This window comes from Thalassospiraceae bacterium LMO-JJ14, assembly GCA_021555105.2.
GTDB lineage: Bacteria > Pseudomonadota > Alphaproteobacteria > Rhodospirillales > Casp-alpha2 > UBA4479.
The window spans coordinates 1,679,711-1,697,700 of the sequence record CP134604.1 but is presented as its reverse complement, the minus strand read 5'-3'; the positions used below and the strand labels follow the sequence as shown (position 1 = coordinate 1,697,700).

The 17,990-nt window shown below is 56.8% G+C and carries 19 protein-coding genes; 16 read left to right on the top strand and 3 right to left on the bottom strand.

The annotated features are described in order from the left end of the window. Nucleotides 1–4: 4 nt before the first annotated feature. The 3 genes from L2D14_08150 to L2D14_08140 form a co-directional block, all read right to left on the bottom strand. Complete coding sequence (locus tag L2D14_08150; GenBank protein ID WNK01393.1) at nt 5–1,246, bottom strand: ABC transporter permease; 1,242 nt, start codon at nt 1,244–1,246, stop codon at nt 5–7. 136 nt (nt 1,247–1,382) lie between these two features. Next, nucleotides 1,383–2,480, bottom strand: coding sequence for an ABC transporter substrate-binding protein (locus L2D14_08145; GenBank protein ID WNK01392.1), 1,098 nt, complete (start codon nt 2,478–2,480; stop codon nt 1,383–1,385). A gap of 116 nt (nt 2,481–2,596) precedes the next feature. Beyond that, nucleotides 2,597–3,691: an ABC transporter ATP-binding protein gene (locus L2D14_08140; protein WNK01391.1), complete on the bottom strand. Its 1,095-nt coding sequence runs from the start codon at nt 3,689–3,691 to the stop codon at nt 2,597–2,599. 778 nt (nt 3,692–4,469) lie between these two features. On the opposite strand from L2D14_08140, the gene pseB reads away from it, so the two are divergent. The 16 genes from pseB to L2D14_08060 all read left to right on the top strand — a co-directional run bounded on the left by pseB (nt 4,470) and on the right by L2D14_08060 (nt 17,958). Further along, nucleotides 4,470–5,468, top strand: a complete 999-nt coding sequence (pseB, locus tag L2D14_08135) for a UDP-N-acetylglucosamine 4,6-dehydratase (inverting) (GenBank protein WNK01390.1) — start codon at nt 4,470–4,472, stop codon at nt 5,466–5,468. Between the two features lie 19 nt (nt 5,469–5,487). Then, nucleotides 5,488–6,690, top strand: coding sequence for a UDP-4-amino-4,6-dideoxy-N-acetyl-beta-L-altrosamine transaminase (gene pseC, locus L2D14_08130; protein ID WNK01389.1), 1,203 nt, complete (start codon nt 5,488–5,490; stop codon nt 6,688–6,690). Then, nucleotides 6,687–7,496, top strand: a complete 810-nt coding sequence (locus tag L2D14_08125) for a glycosyltransferase family protein (protein ID WNK01388.1) — start codon at nt 6,687–6,689, stop codon at nt 7,494–7,496. The genes pseC and L2D14_08125 overlap by 4 nt, the downstream gene beginning before the upstream one ends. Then, nucleotides 7,408–8,511, top strand: coding sequence for a UDP-2,4-diacetamido-2,4,6-trideoxy-beta-L-altropyranose hydrolase (pseG, locus tag L2D14_08120; GenBank protein ID WNK01387.1), 1,104 nt, complete (start codon nt 7,408–7,410; stop codon nt 8,509–8,511). The genes L2D14_08125 and pseG overlap by 89 nt, the downstream gene beginning before the upstream one ends. After that, nucleotides 8,504–8,686 (top strand): hypothetical protein, encoded by a 183-nt coding sequence (locus L2D14_08115; GenBank protein WNK01386.1) that lies wholly within the window; start codon nt 8,504–8,506, stop codon nt 8,684–8,686. The genes pseG and L2D14_08115 overlap by 8 nt, the downstream gene beginning before the upstream one ends. A gap of 16 nt (nt 8,687–8,702) precedes the next feature. Continuing rightward, on the top strand, nt 8,703–9,767 hold the full coding sequence (locus L2D14_08110; GenBank protein ID WNK01385.1) for an N-acetylneuraminate synthase family protein: 1,065 nt from the start codon (nt 8,703–8,705) through the stop codon (nt 9,765–9,767). Nucleotides 9,768–9,829: 62 nt separating this feature from the next. Then, nucleotides 9,830–11,212: a radical SAM protein gene (locus L2D14_08105; GenBank protein WNK01384.1), complete on the top strand. Its 1,383-nt coding sequence runs from the start codon at nt 9,830–9,832 to the stop codon at nt 11,210–11,212. Nucleotides 11,213–11,215: 3 nt separating this feature from the next. Next, nucleotides 11,216–11,899, top strand: coding sequence for a WbqC family protein (locus L2D14_08100; GenBank protein WNK01383.1), 684 nt, complete (start codon nt 11,216–11,218; stop codon nt 11,897–11,899). Between the two features lie 12 nt (nt 11,900–11,911). Continuing rightward, nucleotides 11,912–12,586, top strand: coding sequence for a PIG-L deacetylase family protein (locus L2D14_08095; protein ID WNK01382.1), 675 nt, complete (start codon nt 11,912–11,914; stop codon nt 12,584–12,586). 6 nt (nt 12,587–12,592) lie between these two features. Beyond that, a complete protein-coding gene (locus L2D14_08090) occupies nt 12,593–13,309 on the top strand; it encodes a PIG-L deacetylase family protein (GenBank protein WNK01381.1) in 717 nt (238 codons plus the stop codon). 3 nt (nt 13,310–13,312) lie between these two features. Next, on the top strand, nt 13,313–13,978 hold the full coding sequence (locus tag L2D14_08085) for a formyltransferase family protein (GenBank protein ID WNK01380.1): 666 nt from the start codon (nt 13,313–13,315) through the stop codon (nt 13,976–13,978). Then, nucleotides 13,971–14,591 carry a formyltransferase family protein gene (locus tag L2D14_08080; protein WNK01379.1) on the top strand — a complete coding sequence of 207 codons (621 nt, stop codon included), beginning with the start codon at nt 13,971–13,973 and terminating at the stop codon, nt 14,589–14,591. Before L2D14_08085 ends, L2D14_08080 begins: the two co-directional genes overlap by 8 nt. After that, a complete protein-coding gene (locus L2D14_08075; protein ID WNK01378.1) occupies nt 14,588–15,226 on the top strand; it encodes an HAD hydrolase-like protein in 639 nt (212 codons plus the stop codon). The genes L2D14_08080 and L2D14_08075 overlap by 4 nt, the downstream gene beginning before the upstream one ends. Next, nucleotides 15,219–15,950: a hypothetical protein gene (locus L2D14_08070; GenBank protein WNK01377.1), complete on the top strand. Its 732-nt coding sequence runs from the start codon at nt 15,219–15,221 to the stop codon at nt 15,948–15,950. The genes L2D14_08075 and L2D14_08070 overlap by 8 nt, the downstream gene beginning before the upstream one ends. Then, nucleotides 15,947–16,921: a Gfo/Idh/MocA family oxidoreductase gene (locus tag L2D14_08065; protein ID WNK01376.1), complete on the top strand. Its 975-nt coding sequence runs from the start codon at nt 15,947–15,949 to the stop codon at nt 16,919–16,921. The genes L2D14_08070 and L2D14_08065 overlap by 4 nt, the downstream gene beginning before the upstream one ends. Then, nucleotides 16,918–17,958, top strand: a complete 1,041-nt coding sequence (locus tag L2D14_08060; GenBank protein WNK01375.1) for a hypothetical protein — start codon at nt 16,918–16,920, stop codon at nt 17,956–17,958. The genes L2D14_08065 and L2D14_08060 overlap by 4 nt, the downstream gene beginning before the upstream one ends. Nucleotides 17,959–17,990 lie beyond the last annotated feature (32 nt).

Below are 17,990 nucleotides of genomic sequence, written 5' to 3'. Positions count from 1 at the left end.
TCTGTTACCCCAACTTCAGACGGTCGATACCGACCAGTTTGTTATACAGCCAGTAGAGAATGACAACGCCCCCCAGCAGAATACCGCCCAATGCAGCAGCAAGTCCCCAGTTGAGGGATTTCTGCATATGGAATGCAATCATGTTGGAAATCATCTGGCCATCCTGACCACCGACCAGTGCCGGCGTGATGTAGTACCCGATGGCTAGAATGAAGACCAGCAAGCAGCCCGCCCCGACACCCGGCAACGTGTTCGGCACGTAAACACGCCAAAACGCCAAAAACCGGTGAGCTCCCAGCGATTCTGCGGCGCGCAAATAACTCGGCGGGATCGTCTTCATCACGCTATAGAGCGGCAGGACCATAAACGGCAGCAAAATCTGCGTCATGGCGATGACCGTCCCCTGGGCGTTGAAGATCAGCTGAATACGTTGTGCGTCGTTGATGATGCCTGTCCAGACCATGAGGTCGTTCAACACACCCTGGGTCTGCAGCAAAACAATCCATGACGTGGTTCGCACCAGCAATGACGTCCAGAACGGCAGCAGAACCAGAATCATCAATAAGTTGGAATGCCTCAGCGGCAAACTCGCCAGCATGTATGCAATGGGGAACCCGAGGACCAGACACGAAACGGTAACAACGATACTCATCCACATCGTACGCATGAACAGATCGACATAAATCTGATAATCGGAACCGATCATCTGGATCTCGCCGTCCACATTGTACTGGCGGTCTATTGCAGCAAGATAATTCACAGAGGTGATTGTCGGCGACAGGCGCTTTATCGTCACCCAAGTCGTCAAATCTCCCCACTCTTTGCGCCGGTCGATAAATTTTTCTTTATAAGGCGGTTTCCACTTTCCCGCACTGCGGGCCGAACCGGTAATGACACTCCGCAACCCCGGCGTCTCGAAATTCAGACGCGTCGCGACCTTGCCGATTTCCCGGGCTTCACGAGCTGTCACTAAATCTTTGGCAAGTGCGGCAAAGGCTTCTTCACCGGGAACTTCTTTGCCATCCCAATTTTCAAGAATGGCGACGGTATTCGGCATGTGCTGGGCAATCAGCGGGTTTTCCACCGAGCGGTACAGCATAAGAGCAATCGGATAAAGGAAAGAGAAAAAGATAAATATAAAAAGCGGCATGACCAGAAGAACGGCCCGAATTCGCTTTGTGCGCTCAGCGCTGGCTAATGCTGCCTTAAGCGGTCGTCCATCGACGGTCGTTAGAAGTTCGCTCATCTCGCCACCCTTATTTCCCTGTACCCCGGTCTCTTTACCCGGTTACCCGGCGGACCGCTTTGGCAAAATTCTTTAAAGAGCATAACGGTTCCGGAAACGGCGCCAGGCCGCCTCCGGTTCCATTATTTTTTTATTCTTAGTTCGCCAGCCAGGAGTTGAAGCGGTTGTTCAACTCGTCCTGACGGTCAGCCCAGAACTCGAAATCGTTCTGGATAGCCGTTTTGAAGTTGGCAGGCGCCGTCGGCATGTGCGGAACCATATCGATACCGGCTTCGGCATGCTTGCCGATCAGCGGCGTCGAGGACTTGCGGACCGGGCCATAGGAAATCCAGGAAGCCTGATCAGCAAGAGGTTGCGTGCCGGTTGCGAATGCGATGAAGTCCATGGCGGCCTTTTTGTTCGGCGCACCTTTGACGACAACGAACAGATCAAGATCAAAGACCTGGCCGTCCCAGACGATATCGAACGGCTTATTCTCTGACGCAATCGCATTGAAGATACGGCCGTTATATGCCGTCGTCATCGCGACTTCACCATCGGCCAAAAGCTGCGGCGGCTGGGCACCGGCTTCCCACCAAACGACGGAATCCTTAATCGTGTCGAGTTTCTTGAAGGCGCGGTCAACACCTGCCGGGGTGGCAAGCAATTCATAAACTTTGCTGTTCGGCACGCCATCGGCAATCAAAGCCATTTCCAGGTTGGCCTTCGGCGATTTACGCATGCCGCGCTTACCCGGGAATTTCTTGGTGTCGAAGAAGTCAGCCATCGTCGTCGGCATGGCACCGGAGAACTTTGACTTGTCATACGCATAGATCGTCGACCAGACGATGCTACCGACGGCGCAATCGAAGATCGAACCATCGATGAAATCATCAGCAGCCGGGGTACCGTCCGGTGCCGGCGGCAGGATTGAAGGGTCGATCTGCTCAAGCAGGCCTTCATCGCAACCACGGACTGCATCCGACAGTTCAACGTCGACAACGTCCCATTTCACGCTGCCGGCTTCAACCTGCGCTTTGATTTCGGCGAGACCGCCCGAGTAGTTCTCGGAAAGAATCTCGATGCCGGTCTTTTTGGTGAACGGCTTGTGATAAGCTTCGACCTGGGACTTGGTGTAAGCACCACCCCAAGAAACGACGGTCAGGCTTTCGGCGCTTGCCGGCGCTGCCGCCATCGCACCGAAGGCAAGTGCGCCCGCGGCCACGAAAGTCGTCATTTTGAGTTTAGTAATCATGAGTTATTAACTCCCTGTTTTAGAACGATTTTAACGTCACTGACCAGCATCAGCCGGCCAGAGTGCCCCTAAAGTGGGTCTGGCACGCCCTTGGGTTCGTGCCATCTTGCGGAGCTCTATTGTGCATCGAGCGCCCGGCAATCCTCAGATTTCCAGCCAAATGTTACCTCGGTGCCTTCCTTGATCGCCGAAAGCGCGGACGCGTTAGCGATCTTGACGACGAATTCATCATCACCGCACACAGAAGCCCGGGTGCGGATATGGTCGCCGAGGTAAATGAGTTCTTCGACCTTGGCCTTGAACACGTTCGGGTAATCGCCCTCGTTGGACGGATTGACGATAACGCGCTCCGGCCTGATCGACAGTGTGGTCTTGGCCCCCACACCTTCGGTATTAACATTCAGCGCCTTGATCATGGAGCCGTTGACATCAACCGTAACGGTATCACCGTTCAATTCCTTGATATCGCCGACGAGCGTATTGTTTTCGCCGATGAACTGCGCGACGAAGGCGTTGTCGGGGCGTTCATACAATTCATCCGGCGGCGCCAGTTGCTGAATAACGCCATCATTGAAGACAGCAACCCGGTTCGACATCGTCAAGGCTTCGGACTGATCGTGCGTCACATAGACAACGGTCACGCCAAGGTTTTCGTGAATATGTTTGATCTCGTACTGCATCTGCTCACGCAGCTGCTTGTCGAGCGCGCCCAGCGGCTCATCCATCAGCACCAGAACCGGATCGAACACCAGTGCACGCGCAACCGCGACACGCTGCTGCTGCCCCCCCGACAACTGAGCAGGACGCCGGTTACCAAAGGCACCGAGCTGAACCATATCGAGCGCCTTTTTAACGCGCTCCTCGATTTCACTTTTAGGGGCTTTGCGAACTTCCAGCGGAAACGCCAGATTTTCAGCCACCGACATGTGAGGGAAAAGTGCATAATTCTGGAACACCATTCCAATGCCACGTTTGTGCGGCGGTACATTGTTGATTGGTGAATTATCCAGATATATTTCGCCATGCGTCGCCGGTTCGAATCCTGCAAGCATCATGAGGCACGTCGTCTTCCCAGATCCGGACGGGCCGAGCATGGTGAGGAACTCACCTTGGGCCACATCAAGATTTAGGTCTTTTACGACGAGTGTTTCGCCATCATAACTTTTTTGTACTGAATCGAATCTAACGAGCGGATCATTGTTTTCCGTCATACCACCCTGCGCCATCCCTGTTAAACGAAGTGCCGCTTTTTCGCGGACATTATAATTGTCTCAAGTCCATCACGGGCAGATTATGTTTTCAAGTCCCGCCGTGATGTTATCCGTTTTGCGACTATTTTTGGACTTTTGTTACGTCCATAAAATTAATCGCTCTGCGAATGATCTGTCCCCTCGCATTCAAAAGGCTACACGGAAAGGGACAAAAACTCAAACCCCGAACCGAAACTCCTTCTAACGTGCGAGGGCTATTTATTAAATCTCACTTTCCTGCCTGCACGTCGCGCATACATAAATGAGACATTCCATCAAAAAAAACTGGCACGCATTCCAACAATGCATCTGGGGGGGCAAGCGCTGCAATGAACGCCTACAGACAACGAATGATTGAATAGAATATTGATGCCCAATACCCGGCATTGCATTCCCCCGCGTACGTTACACTGCTTTCTGTGAAGTTAGAGCCGCAATTTGAATCAAGATAAAACGTTTCCAGAAAATCAGGGCTACATCATTGACAGCCAAACAGCACGGGGCCAAAAAGTGACTGTTTTGGGAGTTTAGCTTTAACCGGAAGAGCGGTAGTGTGGTTGCCGGCAAGGTATATGATGCCTCAAGGCTCTGCGAATTTCATATGCTTGGTGACTAGCAGGTCTGGTAGCATCTGTTTGCGCTAAATATCTTGTCGCAACACATGGAGGCAGCAATTGCCATTTAACCCACAGAGGTGGCGACCGCCATTTCAAGCCATGCGACTTAGGATAATGAATACATGCCTGTGAATTTTGACGGTTCTTCTGTTCTTGTTGTTGGCGGGACAGGGTCGTTTGGCCAAGTGTTTGTTAAAACGATTCTCGAGCGGTATTCGGTCAATCGCTTAATCGTCTTTTCACGCGATGAACTCAAACAATACGAAATGTCCAACCGCATCGAATTCAGGGGCCGTCCCGAGATGCGTTATTTCATTGGCGACGTACGAGACGCCAACCGTCTGAACTTCGCCATGCGTGAGGTCGACTACGTCATTCACGCGGCGGCTCTTAAACATGTGCCCGCGGCGGAATACAATCCCAGCGAATGCATCCTGACGAATATCATAGGGGCGCAAAATGTTATCCAGGCAGCCCTGTCGGCCGACGTCAAAAAAGTCATCGCACTTTCTACCGACAAGGCTTGCAACCCCATCAACCTGTATGGCGCCACCAAACTGGCCTCGGACAAGCTGTTTGCTGCGGCGAACAATTTGGCGGGTGGGCGCGGCACCCGATTTTCCGTGGTACGATATGGCAATGTTATTGGCTCACGCGGCAGCATCATTCCCTACTTCAAACAGCTAATTGACGAGGGCGCTGAGGCGCTGCCAATTACAGACCCGCGCATGACTCGCTTCTGGATATCTCTGCAGCAGGGCGTTGATTTCGTCATCGACATGCTGGGACAGATGACCGGCGGCGAGGTGTTCGTACCGAAAATTCCAAGCATGAACATCGTCGACCTGGCCCATGCCGTAGCACCCGACATGCCGCACAAGATCGTGGGTATCCGTCCCGGCGAAAAGCTGCACGAGATCATGATCTCATCCGATGACTCCAAGAACGTGCTGGACTGCGGCAGTCACTATATCATCAAACCCTCTTTCGCTTTCTGGGACCACGTCTTGCAGGACCCGCCAGGATCGCAGCCGGTACCGGAGGGATTCAATTATACCAGCAACGGCAACACTGAATGGTTGGACGAGGATCATATCCGCAATATCCTCTCCGGTTCCTGATTAAGGGAAACAGTTTATCGTGGGCGAACGTCCGTTCCTACCCTATGGGCGACAAAGCATCGACGAGGACGATATCGCCGCTGTTCGCCAGGTCCTGGAAGGGGATTTCCTAACCACAGGCCCAGCCGTGGAGGCGTTCGAACGAGCGCTGGCGCAGGCAGTAAAGGCGCCAGAAGCGATAGTCTGCGCGAATGGAACGGCCGCGTTGCACCTGGCCACGATGGCCCTCGATCTGGGACCTGGGGATGCGGCTGTCGTGCCTGCGGTGACCTTCCTCGCCACTGCGAATGTCATTCGTTTTACCGGTGCCGAAGTCGTGTTCGCCGATGTCGACCCGAATACAGGCCTGATGGGGGCCAAAGAGTTGGAACAGGCGATTGCCCGTACCGACAAGGATTTGCGGCTTCGTGTGGCCCTGCCGGTGCATCTGAACGGGCAGTGCGCCGATCCCGTCGACATATCTTCCGTGGCGTCAGTCCATGGCCTGGACATCATTGAAGACGCCTGCCATTCCCTGGGCACCGAGTATGCTGACGGCATGTCGGTTGGGGCGTGCCACCATGCACGTATGTCTTGTTTTTCGTTTCATCCGGTCAAGACCGTGGCCATGGGTGAAGGCGGGGCAATTACGACCCGCGATCCGGCGCTGGGCGAACGTCTGCGTTTACTTCGCAACCATGGCATGGAACGCGATCCGGACAAGTTGTTGCAGACCGACGAGGCCTTTGACGACGAAGGCAAACGCCACCCCTGGTATTACGAGATGCAAGCGCCTGGCTACAATTATCGGGCCTGCGATCTGCAATGCGCCCTCGGCACCAGCCAGCTTTCAAAGCTTCCACGTTTCGCCGCGCGGCGCCGTGCCTTGATGGATTTGTATGACCGTTTGCTTGCCCCGCACGCCAATATGGTGCGTCCGGTCACCCGCGTTGCAGATTGTCGTCCCGTACTGCACCTCTATCCGGTGTTGATCGAATTCGACCGGCTGGGCCTTTCGCGTGACGACTTGATGCGACAATTGGCCGAGGCGGGCATCGGCACTCAGGTTCATTATCTGCCGGTTCATCGTCAGCCCTACTATCGTCGTCGATACGGCGAAATCCCGTTGCCGGGGGCCGATGCCTATCATGCACGCGTGCTAAGTCTGCCTTTTTATTCGGACCTCGAGGACAGCGACGTGGAACGGGTCGTCGATATCTTGATCGGCGCGTTGAAATCATGAGCCGGGCCGTCGCGGTTGTGCAGGCGCGGTTGGGCTCGACCCGTCTGCCCGGCAAGGTGCTGATGGACCTGAACGGGCGCAGCGTGCTTGGCCGGGTTCTGGAGCGCTGCCTGGCGATACCCGGTATCGCGGCTGTAGTATGCGCCACAACGGATGATGAAAACGGGGCGCTTGTTGCCGCGGAAGCGGAAAATTGCGGCGCCTTCGCCTTCCGCGGTTCCGAGGCCGATGTGCTTGACCGGATGGTCGGCGCCGCTCGTACCCAGGCCGCCGACATCGTACTTCGGGTGACGGCCGATTGCCCGGCAATCGATCCCGAAGTGTGCGGCGCGGTGTTGCGCTTGTTGCAGGATACCGGCGCGGCTTATGCGACCAACAACATGCCTCCCTCCTGGCCGCACGGACTGGATGTGGAAGCCATGCGTATGGTCGATCTTGAAGAATCCTGGCGCACCGCCCACGACCCAGACACCCGTGAGCATGTCACCCTGGATCTTCGCAGCCGCGATGGGGTTTCCAGGGTCAATCTGCTGGGCCCGGGCGGCGACGCAACGGACCACAGATGGACCCTGGATACAGCAGATGACCTGCGGTTTTTTCAGACCCTGTTCACCCGCCTTCCCGAGGGCGCCGCGGGCTTTCCCTGGCGCGCAGTGGAACAGGCTGTGCGCCAGCCGACTGATATCAGCGGCCTGAACACCCATCAGGACTCGCACCGTGTTGTCCGCAACGCCTTTGAACACAACGAGCCAGAGATTGAGGGGTATACCGAACGTGGCCAGCGCTTCCATCTTCTTTCGCCCTGACGCTTCATTCGGTGTCGGGAGCGGGCACGTGATCAGGTGCCTTGCCTTGGCAACGGCACTGCGTGAACGAGGGGGGCGGTGCGTTTTTGCGGTAACGCGCGAAGCCCTGGACGCTGTTCCTTCCCTGGCAACATCGGAACATGACATTCTGCCTTTGGCCGACGGCAAGGATCCCGCCACCCTGGCCGAGGCCGTGGGCGAGACAATCGATTGGCTGGTCGTTGATCATTATGGCCTGGGGGCCGATTACCATAACGCCTGCCGCCCTTGGACGAAGCGGATCATGGCCATTGACGACGTACCCTGCCGATCCCATGCCTGCGACCTGCTGCTCGATCAAACACGCGACAGGCAGGCCGCCGACTATGCGCCATGGGTGCCATCGGACAGCAAGGTACTTGCCGGCACCGCCTACGCCCTGCTGCGCCCGGCCTTTGCAAGAAAACGATCCCGGGCATTGGTAAAGAAGCATAATGAACTGCAGCGGATACTGGTGAGTTTCGGCGGCAGCGACCCTGATGGCATGACCGAACGCACCGCACGTGCGATCGCCGAGCGCCTTCCAAATGTGGCCCTTGATGTGGTCATCGGATCGCATTGGCCGGAAGCGACTGAGCTTGCTGCGCGGCTTTCGATCCTACCGTCGGTCGTGATTCATCGCGATCCGCCGGACATGTCAGAACTGATGGTGCGGGCCGACCTCGCCGTTGGCGCTGCAGGCTCGATGTCTTGGGAGCGGTGTACCCTTGCGTTACCTTCGGTACTTATTGTAGCAGCAGACAATCAGGTGGATATCGCAACCGGCCTGGCCCAAGCCGGCGCGGCATGGATCGAGGCGCCTCTGAACGCCGATACCCACCATCGGATTGCCGACGCCGTTGTGCATTTGAGCGGCGCGCCTTCGTCTTTGGCCGATATGGCCCGGCACGCCTCGGAAATCTGCGATGGTGCCGGCGCCGGCCGTACCGCTGCCGTGATGCTTTCTTCAGAGTGGAAAGATCAAGATCATGCCTGAGATGATCATTCCGCATTGCTGCCCGTGGGCGGCGATTGTCGTTAATTCCTGTTTCCTGAACAAAGGCTGCAGCCGCGACTTCGATAAGGCGCTGGTCGAGACCGGTGCAACTCATAGCGGCACCCTGAAGGCACAGGGTAATATCATCATTCCTCCCGTACTCACGCGCGTTTAATGAGGAGACTTTGACCATGAGTATCATCTCTCGCTTCGACATCGGCCCCTATAGCGTCGGGGCAGATTCCCCGCCATTCATCATTTCAGAGGCCGGCATCAACCATTGCGGAGACCTGGACCGGGCGTTCGAGATGGTCGAAGTGGCCAAGAAAGCCGACGTCAGTGCCATCAAGTTCCAGACGTTCAAGGCGGAGGAATTCGTCAGTTCCCCCGAAGCCACCTACACATACACCAGCCAGGGCAAGGAGATCACCGAGCCCCAACTGGAAATGTTCAAGCGCCATGAGTTTACGTATGAGCAATGGCAAAGCCTGCGCGAACATTGCCTGAAGACGGACATCATGTTCCTGTCGACGCCGCAAAACCGATCTGATCTAGACATGCTGCTGCCGTTGGGTCTGCAGGCGATCAAGGTCGGATCGGACGACTTCACCAACCTGCCCCAGTTGCGTGACTTCGCCTCTGCTGGATTGCCGATGATCGTGTCCTGTGGCATGGCCGATCTGTCGGATGTTCACAATGCGCTTGAGGCCCTTGGTACGTTCGAGGGAACGCCGACAGTGTTGCTTCTGTGCACTTCGCAGTACCCGACACCTCCGGAGGAAGTGAACCTTTCCCGTCTGTCGACCTTGAAGGCCGCCTTTCCAGGGCTGCCCATCGGCTTTTCGGACCACACGCAGGGACCGTTGGCGTCGTCCATCGCCAGTTCCATGGGCGCTTCGGTGTTCGAGAAGCACTTCACCCTCAGCCACGACCTGCCTGGACCGGACCACTGGTTCTCGGACAATCCGGAGGAATTGAAAGGTTGGGTGGATGGAATTCTTCGGGCCAGAACCATCATGGGCAGCCCGGTGGTTAGGGCATCGGCAAAGGAACTTGCCATGCGCAGCATCTGCCGCCGCAGCATCGTCGCCCTTCGGGACATCGCGCAGGGAGAACGCCTGACGCCCAGCAACACCGGCCTGCGCCGTCCCGGCGACGGGCTTCCGCCAGCCCTGCTGGATCAGGTACTCGATTGTGTCGCCGCTCGCCCGATTGCCGCCGGCAGCTTGATCGGCCTTGCCGATTTTAGCGCATGAACACCGTTCTTTTGGATAATAACATACTGTTTTAATGGGTTTTTGCACTTGACATCACAACCATGGTCCATGAAAAGGTACGTAATGATGAGGAGAGTGACTTAAACATGGCAAAATTAGATAAACTGCTAGTTTATCCTCGCCCTACGCAGGATTCTCCGGTGAAGCTAACACCGCTTTCGATCCTTTATCCTGGTGCTTTGTACGAAAGCCAAGGGCTGCAGGTTGGTTATTTCGATGACCGCTTCGACCCGCCGGAAATGCTCGAGGAAATGATCGCAGATGCCGAAGAAGTGGCGGTATCCGCCTTTACCGGCTATCAGGTCGGACGCGCTGCGGAAATCCTGAAACTGGCCAAACGGATCAAACCATCGGTCACCACCGGTGTCGGTGGGCACCATGCCCGTATCTTGCCGGACCAGGTCCTGGCAGAGCCTTTTGTCGACCGCGTCTACCCTGACAGGGTCTATGGCGAGCACCTTTTCCCATACAATGAACGCACAAAGCATATGTTTGCCCGTGGCGATGTACAGTACTTTACCTCGCGTGGCTGCCCGTTCCCCTGCACGTTCTGCGCGCTCAGCTCACCTTGGTCCCCCAAGGATCTTGGAGAACTCGACCGCGAACTCAAGATCATCCATAACGACGTCGGCTTTGATGAAATTTCATTCTCCGACCCCAACATCGGCTTTGGGGCCTGGAAAGACGAAAATGGAAAAAGCCAACGCCTGGATCGCGTTGAACGGGTGCGCCAAATCGGCAGGATTATGCGCGAGCTTAACGTACAATGGGATGGCAATATCCGCAGCCCGTATCTGTCCCCGGAAATGGTAGATGCCTTGGTGGAATCGAACTGCTTCTCGCTTGAGATAGGTTGCGAGTCCGGCAATGACTACTTCCTGCGCAAGGTCATCCGCAAGGGACATGGCGTCAAAACCATCCGCGAGGCGGCCCGCAACGTGGCGGGGTCTGGCATTTCGGTGATGTACAGCTTCATCACCGGCATGCCGCGTGAAACCGATGAAATGCGCCAGGACACGTATGATCTGATCGATTGGATCAAGCAGACCGATCCGGCGGCCCGCATCTCGGTCTACCAGTTCGCCCCGTATCCGGGCAGCCCTATGTATGATGAAGCCGTTGCCGGTATCGACGGTTTTCCGGCATTCAATCCGCCGACCACGATGGAGGGTTGGGGCAAGCTGCGCCTGATGCTATCTCCGATTTACTGGATTGCCGGGCTGAACTTCCGTCTCGACAACACGCGCAAAAACTTCCCGGGCGAGGATTGGGCGCTGATCGAGCCGTATGTCAACATGGCTCGCGACAAATGGCGCCGCCGTGATTTCAGCGAATTCCCGACCGACGATGTCGAAGCGCTGATTTCTGCTCAGGTCATGAAGCACAATCGGAGCTCCGCCGAGCTATCGAACGTCCGGGTTTAACATGTGATTGTTTCCATTAATCAGCCGGCATACCTGCCATGGCTCGGTTATTTTGATCGCATTCGTCTCTCCGAATTGCACGTTGTGCTCGACCATGTGCAGTTTGAGAAAAACAGCTTCGTCAATCGCAACCGCATCAGAACGGCCCAAGGTTCCACATGGTTGACGGTGCCTGTTCGGACAGGTGGACGCTTTGGCTCCCTGGCCATCGATTCACTGGAGATCGCCAACGACAACTGGCGGCGCAAGCACTGGGCCGGGATCTGCCAAGCCTACGCCAAGGCTCCTTTCTTCGATCAGCATGCGGCATGGCTTGAGCCCATCTATCAACACCCGTGGGAGCGTCTCGCCCCGATGATGGACGCGATCAACACCAAGCTGATGCAGGTCTTGGGCATTACCACACCGCTACGCTATAGCTCACAGATGAAGCCGAACGCAACCAAGAGCGAACTCGTCCTGGAGTTGTGTCAATCCGTTGGAGCGACGGTCTATCTCTCCGGCCCGCTCGGCCGCGATTACCTGGATCAGAACGCGTTCCAAGCCGCTGGTATAAAAGTACAATTTCATGACTACACTCATCCCGTATACGGGCAAATCTACCCGGGGTTCGAGCCTTACATGTCGATTATCGACTTGCTATTCATGCAGGGCCCCGATAGCCTCGGCTTACTCTCTTCCACCTGAGGGGCATTGTTCATGGCTAGGGTTCTAGTTGTTGCCGCACATCCCGATGACGAAGTATTGGGGTGCGGCGGAGCAATGGCGCGCCACGCAATGGAAGGCGACAAAGTTAATGTCCTGTTCCTTGCCGACGGCGTCAGTTCACGATTGGGCGACAATTTCGAGGCCGAATGCACGGAGCGTGAAAACTGCGCCCGTCTGGCCAGCGAAATCCTGGGGGCCGGTCCTCCCGAATTTCTGCGCCTGCCCGACAATGCAATGGATTCACTTCCGCTTCTCAAAGTCGTTAATCTGGTCGAAGAGGTCATTTCCCGCTTCGTCCCATCGATCATCTATACGCACCATGGCGGCGATCTAAACATAGACCACCGCATCGCCCACCAGGCCGTGATTACGTCATGCCGCCCCGTTCCCGGGAGTCCGGTGCGGGCGATTTACGGTTTCGAGACGCTGTCCAGCACGGAATGGGCGTCGCCTGCCAGCGGTACGGCATTCAGGCCCAATCGATTTGTCGATATCACCAGCACCCTCGAACTCAAGACCCGGGCGCTTTCCGCCTATAAACAGGAAATACAGGCATTCCCACATATCCGCTCGCATGAAGCTTTGGCAGCGTTGGTGCGTTTACGCGGTGCCACCGCAGGCGTAGGAGCCGCCGAAGCGTTCGCCGTTGAGCGCGAAATCGTGTAAAGAGCAATGGCTGAACACCCCAAACGCAAGCAGTTGCTGGTCGTTGCAGCCCATCCGGACGACGAAGTCCTGGGCTGTGGGGCGACCGTTCGCCGACTTGTCGATCAGGGGTGGGCGGCTACCCTGCTGGTGATGACAGGCGGTGTCTCCGGTCGTTGTAGTGGCGACGATATCACGAGCGACGCAACGCGCGCAGCACAAGACCAACTCAGCAAGGAAACGGCCCAGGCCGCTGCGATCCTGGGCTTTCAGCACGTGAGCACCCTTTCTTTCCCGGACAACAGGCTCGACACCGTCGGGCGCATGGATCTGGCGCATGCAATTACCACTGTCATTAAAGAGTTTCGGCCGACGCTGCTGCTGACGCATCATGCCGGCGACTACAATTGGGACCACGGCCGGGTACACGATGCGGTCATGATGGCAGGACGGGCCAATCCGCCGGATGACCACCCGGATGAGATCTGGGCGTTCGAAACGAACTCCAGCACCGAGCGGGCGTGGCAGCGGGCGGAAACGGCTTTCTTGCCCACGATCTATATGGAAGTCAGTGAAACGATTGACGCCAAGATACAGGCCATGCGGTGTTATACATCGGAAATCCGCCCCTCCCCCCATCCCCGGTCGGTCGAGGGCATAGAGATTCTGGCCCGACGTCGAGGCAGCGAGGTGGGACGGCCCTATGCTGAAGCGTTCTCCCTTGTTCGTAAAATCTACGACTGAACCATGGCACGCATCATCATCATCGGCGGCATTGAAAGCACCTTTCTCAATGCACAGGTTCTCAGCGATCTCGGACAAGATATCATCATGTTCTACACCCGTGGCCCCCGCTCTCCGGGTTGGGAAGGTGTGGATATGGTTGATACGTCCAAGTATCCGTTTGCCGCGCAAGTCCCTGTTAATGAAGTCAACGGCAACATCAACGATCATGTCGAGGAGATGCGCGCCCTGGCCCCGGATTTTATCTTTTCGTTGGGCTGGCAACAGATGTACCGACAGGAACTGATGTCCCTTTGCCCGGTCATTGGCATTCACGAATCACTGTTACCCGAAGGCGCCGGCGCCGTACCCATTGCCAATGCCATTCTGCATGACCGGCCGGTTACCGGAATTTCCCTGTTCTGGCTGGATTCCGGCATAGATACTGGTCCCCTGATCGCGCAGTTACAGGGACGGCTGGACCCGACGGTCGCAACGGCCACGGAACTCTACGAAGAAGCCATTGACTTGGAAGAGGATATCCTGAGGATGATGGTGCCCCACATCTGCGCAGGCACCGCGCCCAGCATCAGCCAGGACATAAGGCACCGTACTCTCTACGGCAAAATCCGCTGGGAAGACTGGCCGGAAGACAAGGTTTCCAGAACTAAAGTCTACCCTTATGCCTGAAGGGACGAAATCAAGTCATCGAAGGTTGCGGACAATCGGGTTTCTCGGTCGCGATACGGGGCTCAGCGTTCTTGAGAATGTTCTGCTTGCGGACCCGAGGATTGAGCCCATCGCAGTTTTCACTCATGGTCACCTGACCCGCGCAGAGGGCGGTGGCCCGCGACCGGAAGTTCCCTACTATCGCCAGCTTTGTGAGCATGCGGGCATCCCGCTGCATATCCTGGATCTACCCCAGGCACGAACTCCCGAAGATTTTTTGCCCGATGGGGCGCTTGATCTGATGATGGTTCTTTCCTGGAAATTCCTGATCCCGGATACCTGTCTCAGCCGGTTTTGCTTCGGTGGAATCAACCTGCATCGCGGTGCCCTGCCGGATTACGCAGGGCTCGAGCCCGTCCGTCGCGCTATTGAGGCGGGGGAAAAACGCATTGCCATCACAGCGCATGGTATGACCGGGGACCTGGACGGCGGCCCCGAACTGGCGAGGGTATGGCTGGACCTGGAGCCACGGGATGCGCCATCGGTCGACGTGATAAAGGACCGATTGCTGCCGCTCTATGCACCGCTTGCCGGCCTCGCCGTTTCAGCCGTGATTGAGGGAATGGATCGTTGAATACGCAGCGGGGCTTGTTCCTGGATCTGGATGGAACATTGGCCGCGAGCCTGGGCGTGATGCGCGGGGTATATGATCGCTTCCTTGCCTCGCATGGGTGCATTGGCACTACCGACGAATTTGATTCCCTTAACGGCCCTCCCCTGAATGAGATCATCCTTCGATTGCACGCGGCGCACGGGTTGGATGAAGATCCGGCTAAGCTTGAGCGGCAATACAAAGGCTTCGTCATCGAAGCCTATGATGAGGTGGAGCCGGCACCGGATGCAGGCCGCCTTCTCGAGCATGCCCATAAAACCGCCTGGCGATGTGCGGTGGTGACATCGAACGACGAAACCTTGGCCCGGCGCTGGCTGGCACGGCACTGTCTCGAAACAATGTGCGATGCCGTTGTCGGCGATACCGCGGGGCGCCCCGGCAAACCGTCCGGTGCCCCCTATCTGGCGGCATTGGCCTTGACCGATACGCAACCGGATATCAGCTTGGCAGTGGAGGATTCGGCACAAGGCGCAACGTCCGCGCTCGCGGCCGGAATTCCGACCTTGATGCTGACATGCTATGGAGGGGAGTGCCTTCCCGGAACGCAGCCGGTGGAAAGCCTTTCCGACGTCTTGAAGAGGATCGCAAATGATTGAAGTCACAAGCGTCACGGCATCTTTGCGGGTAACGGTCGAAGACCGGCCTCTTCCACATCTTTCCGCGGAGATTCTTGCACAGGTGGATGCCATCTGGCGTGAAGAACGGGCGCGCTGGGGTGACCGCATTTTCGACAACAAGATTTTCACCGTGCGTGGCTGGTCGGATTCCGAGATCTTCGGTTCATTCGTCGATTACCGGCTCTTTTACACCCAGCTCAAGAAACCGGAACTTTTCCCGGTGCTGAACATCCGCCCGTTGGCCGTCAGCGGTCTGGTCCTGACCGATAATGGTGTGGTGTTCGGATTGCGGAATCGATCCTCCGCCCAGCATCCGGGGTTATGGGAATTGGTGCCCTCGGGCGGAATCGACACTGAAACCGAACGCAGCGAAGGCGTCATCGCATACGAAGACCAGTTGTTGGCAGAGGCAAGTGAAGAACTCGGCATTCCAGCTAGCGCCGTTACGGAACCATTCCCATTCATTCTGATCCACGATACCAACAGTCATGCCATCGACATCGGCCTGTTTCTGCGGACGCACGTCAGCGGCGAGGAAGTTCGCCGTGCCTTCGAAGCCAGCGACAACCATGAATATGATCGTTTGCAAATGGTGACAACAGAGGAACTGGGGCACTTTCTCGCGGAAAACGAACCGAATATCGTGCCTGTCTCGCTGAGCATGCTGGCCGCGGCGCGACCCATGCTGGATCGGCCTGCATGAGCTACGATACTGTAATCGTTGGGTGCGGACAGATCGCCGGCGGCTATGACGACGATCGCGATCTGAGCTGCCAGCCCCCGCTTTCCCATGCCGGTGCTTTTCATGCCCATCCGGCCTTTCGGAATAGTGCCTGCATTGATCCGGAACCAGAAGTGCGCCGGCGGTTCGCTGAACGCTGGTCCATTCCATCGTCGTTCGCTTCGGTTGAGGACTGGCTTGCGACCTCGCCCAGCTGCGACGTCATCAGCGTATGCACCCCTTCTGCCGGTCGTGCCGAATTGATACAGCGTTTGTTGAGCGTGCAACCGCGACTGATCTTCGCTGAAAAACCACTTGATGTAGATTTTAGCGCGGGCCAATCAGCAATGGACGCCTGCAGGCGCGCCGGGGTGCCGCTGGCGGTAAACTATTTCCGCCGGTGGGGTCGAGAAATCAATCGGCTGCGTGAGGGTCTTGAACAGGCAGGGGCGCTTCAATCGGCATACCTGAGCTATGGCGGCGGCCTGTTCAATAACGGCAGCCATCTATTGGACCTGCTGGGTTTTCTGACACCCGGCATCTACCAACCGGTCTGGGCAAAAATCCGCGATTCCGGTGGAGACCCCGCCGATCCGCGCGCAGATGCCGTACTCAAGGCGGGCGACGCGATGGTCTTTTTATCGAGCCTGGATCGCCGCAACTATGTAACCATCGAAATGTCGCTTGCGTTCGAAGGCGGCATTGCGGAAATCCAGGATCTTGGCACCCGCATCTGCTGGCGCCCGGCGGGAAATGATCCCCGCTTTCCTTTGGTACGCACGCCTCGCAATGCCGAATGGCACACCGAGAAGGATGATCATTTCATGGCTCAGGTCGTGGACGGCCTTTTCCGCACCCTAGACGAAGGGGCCCCTTTACCGAGTACCGCCCAGACGGCGCTGGTAGCGACCCGGTTATGTCAGGAAATCGTCGCTCTCGCAGAAGCGACATGACGCATCGCCAAGCCAACAGAATCCTTTTGGCCGGAAATGATGTTGGCGGCGTCCTCGTTCTGCAGGCAATGGTCACACCGTTGATGGAAGCCGGCTGGCAGGTTACCAGATGGGCACATGGTTACGGGACCCAAGTCTGGCCCGACGCGGACAGCCTGACACAACAGCCGGACACCGCTTCCCTCGAAAGCGCTTTCGACACGATCGCCCCGGATCTGCTGGTCACCGGCACCAGCCGCTTTGATACCTTTGAACACGATCTTTGGAATCTCGCGAAAAAAAGGGGCATTCCTTCGGTCGCGGTTCTGGATGCGTCGTATAATTTGAAAATGCGATTTGAGCGGGGACAGGAGTTGAATGCGCAACCCGATATCCTCGCTCTGGTAGATGAACAGAGCCGAGCCGATATCCAGACGGAATCATGGTGCTCCGCCCGCTTGGAAGTCGTCGGACAGCCGCATTTGGAGAATGTTGCCGAAACGCTCCACGTCCGCCGTGCAGGCAGGACTGCCGGATCGCCGCCTATGCTTTTGTTTGCATCGGAAGCATTTCGGGAAGTGATCAACCCACATCGCCCTATCGGCTTTGACCAGTTTTCGGTGGCCGAATCGGTGCTGACCGGTCTGCGTTCCCTGAACCGGCCACAGCGCCTGGTGATAAAGCGTCATCCTATTGAGCCTTCCGATACCTGGGCCGCCTGGATTAAGGAACACGCCGCCAATGGACCGGTGGAGGTCGAGCTCAGCGAAGCCGATACCAACGACTTGCTCGCTGTCGCCGACGGTGTGATCGGTATGTCCTCGGGGCTGTTGCTGGAAGCCGCTGCCGCCGGCATTCCGCTCCTGGCGCTGCAGCCTGAGCGCAATTACATTCTTAATCCGGCCGCTGAAATCCTGAAACCGCTCACCAATGCAGCCGCTCTCCCCGCAGCCATCGCCGGTTTTCCGGGTTCAAATAAAACCCGAAACGTCGAGTTGCAGGTTGCCGGTAGCCAGCAACGTTTGTTAGTACTATTAACCCACGCGCTTTCTCTCTAAAATTGCAATTTATTCGGCCCTGCGCCTCACGG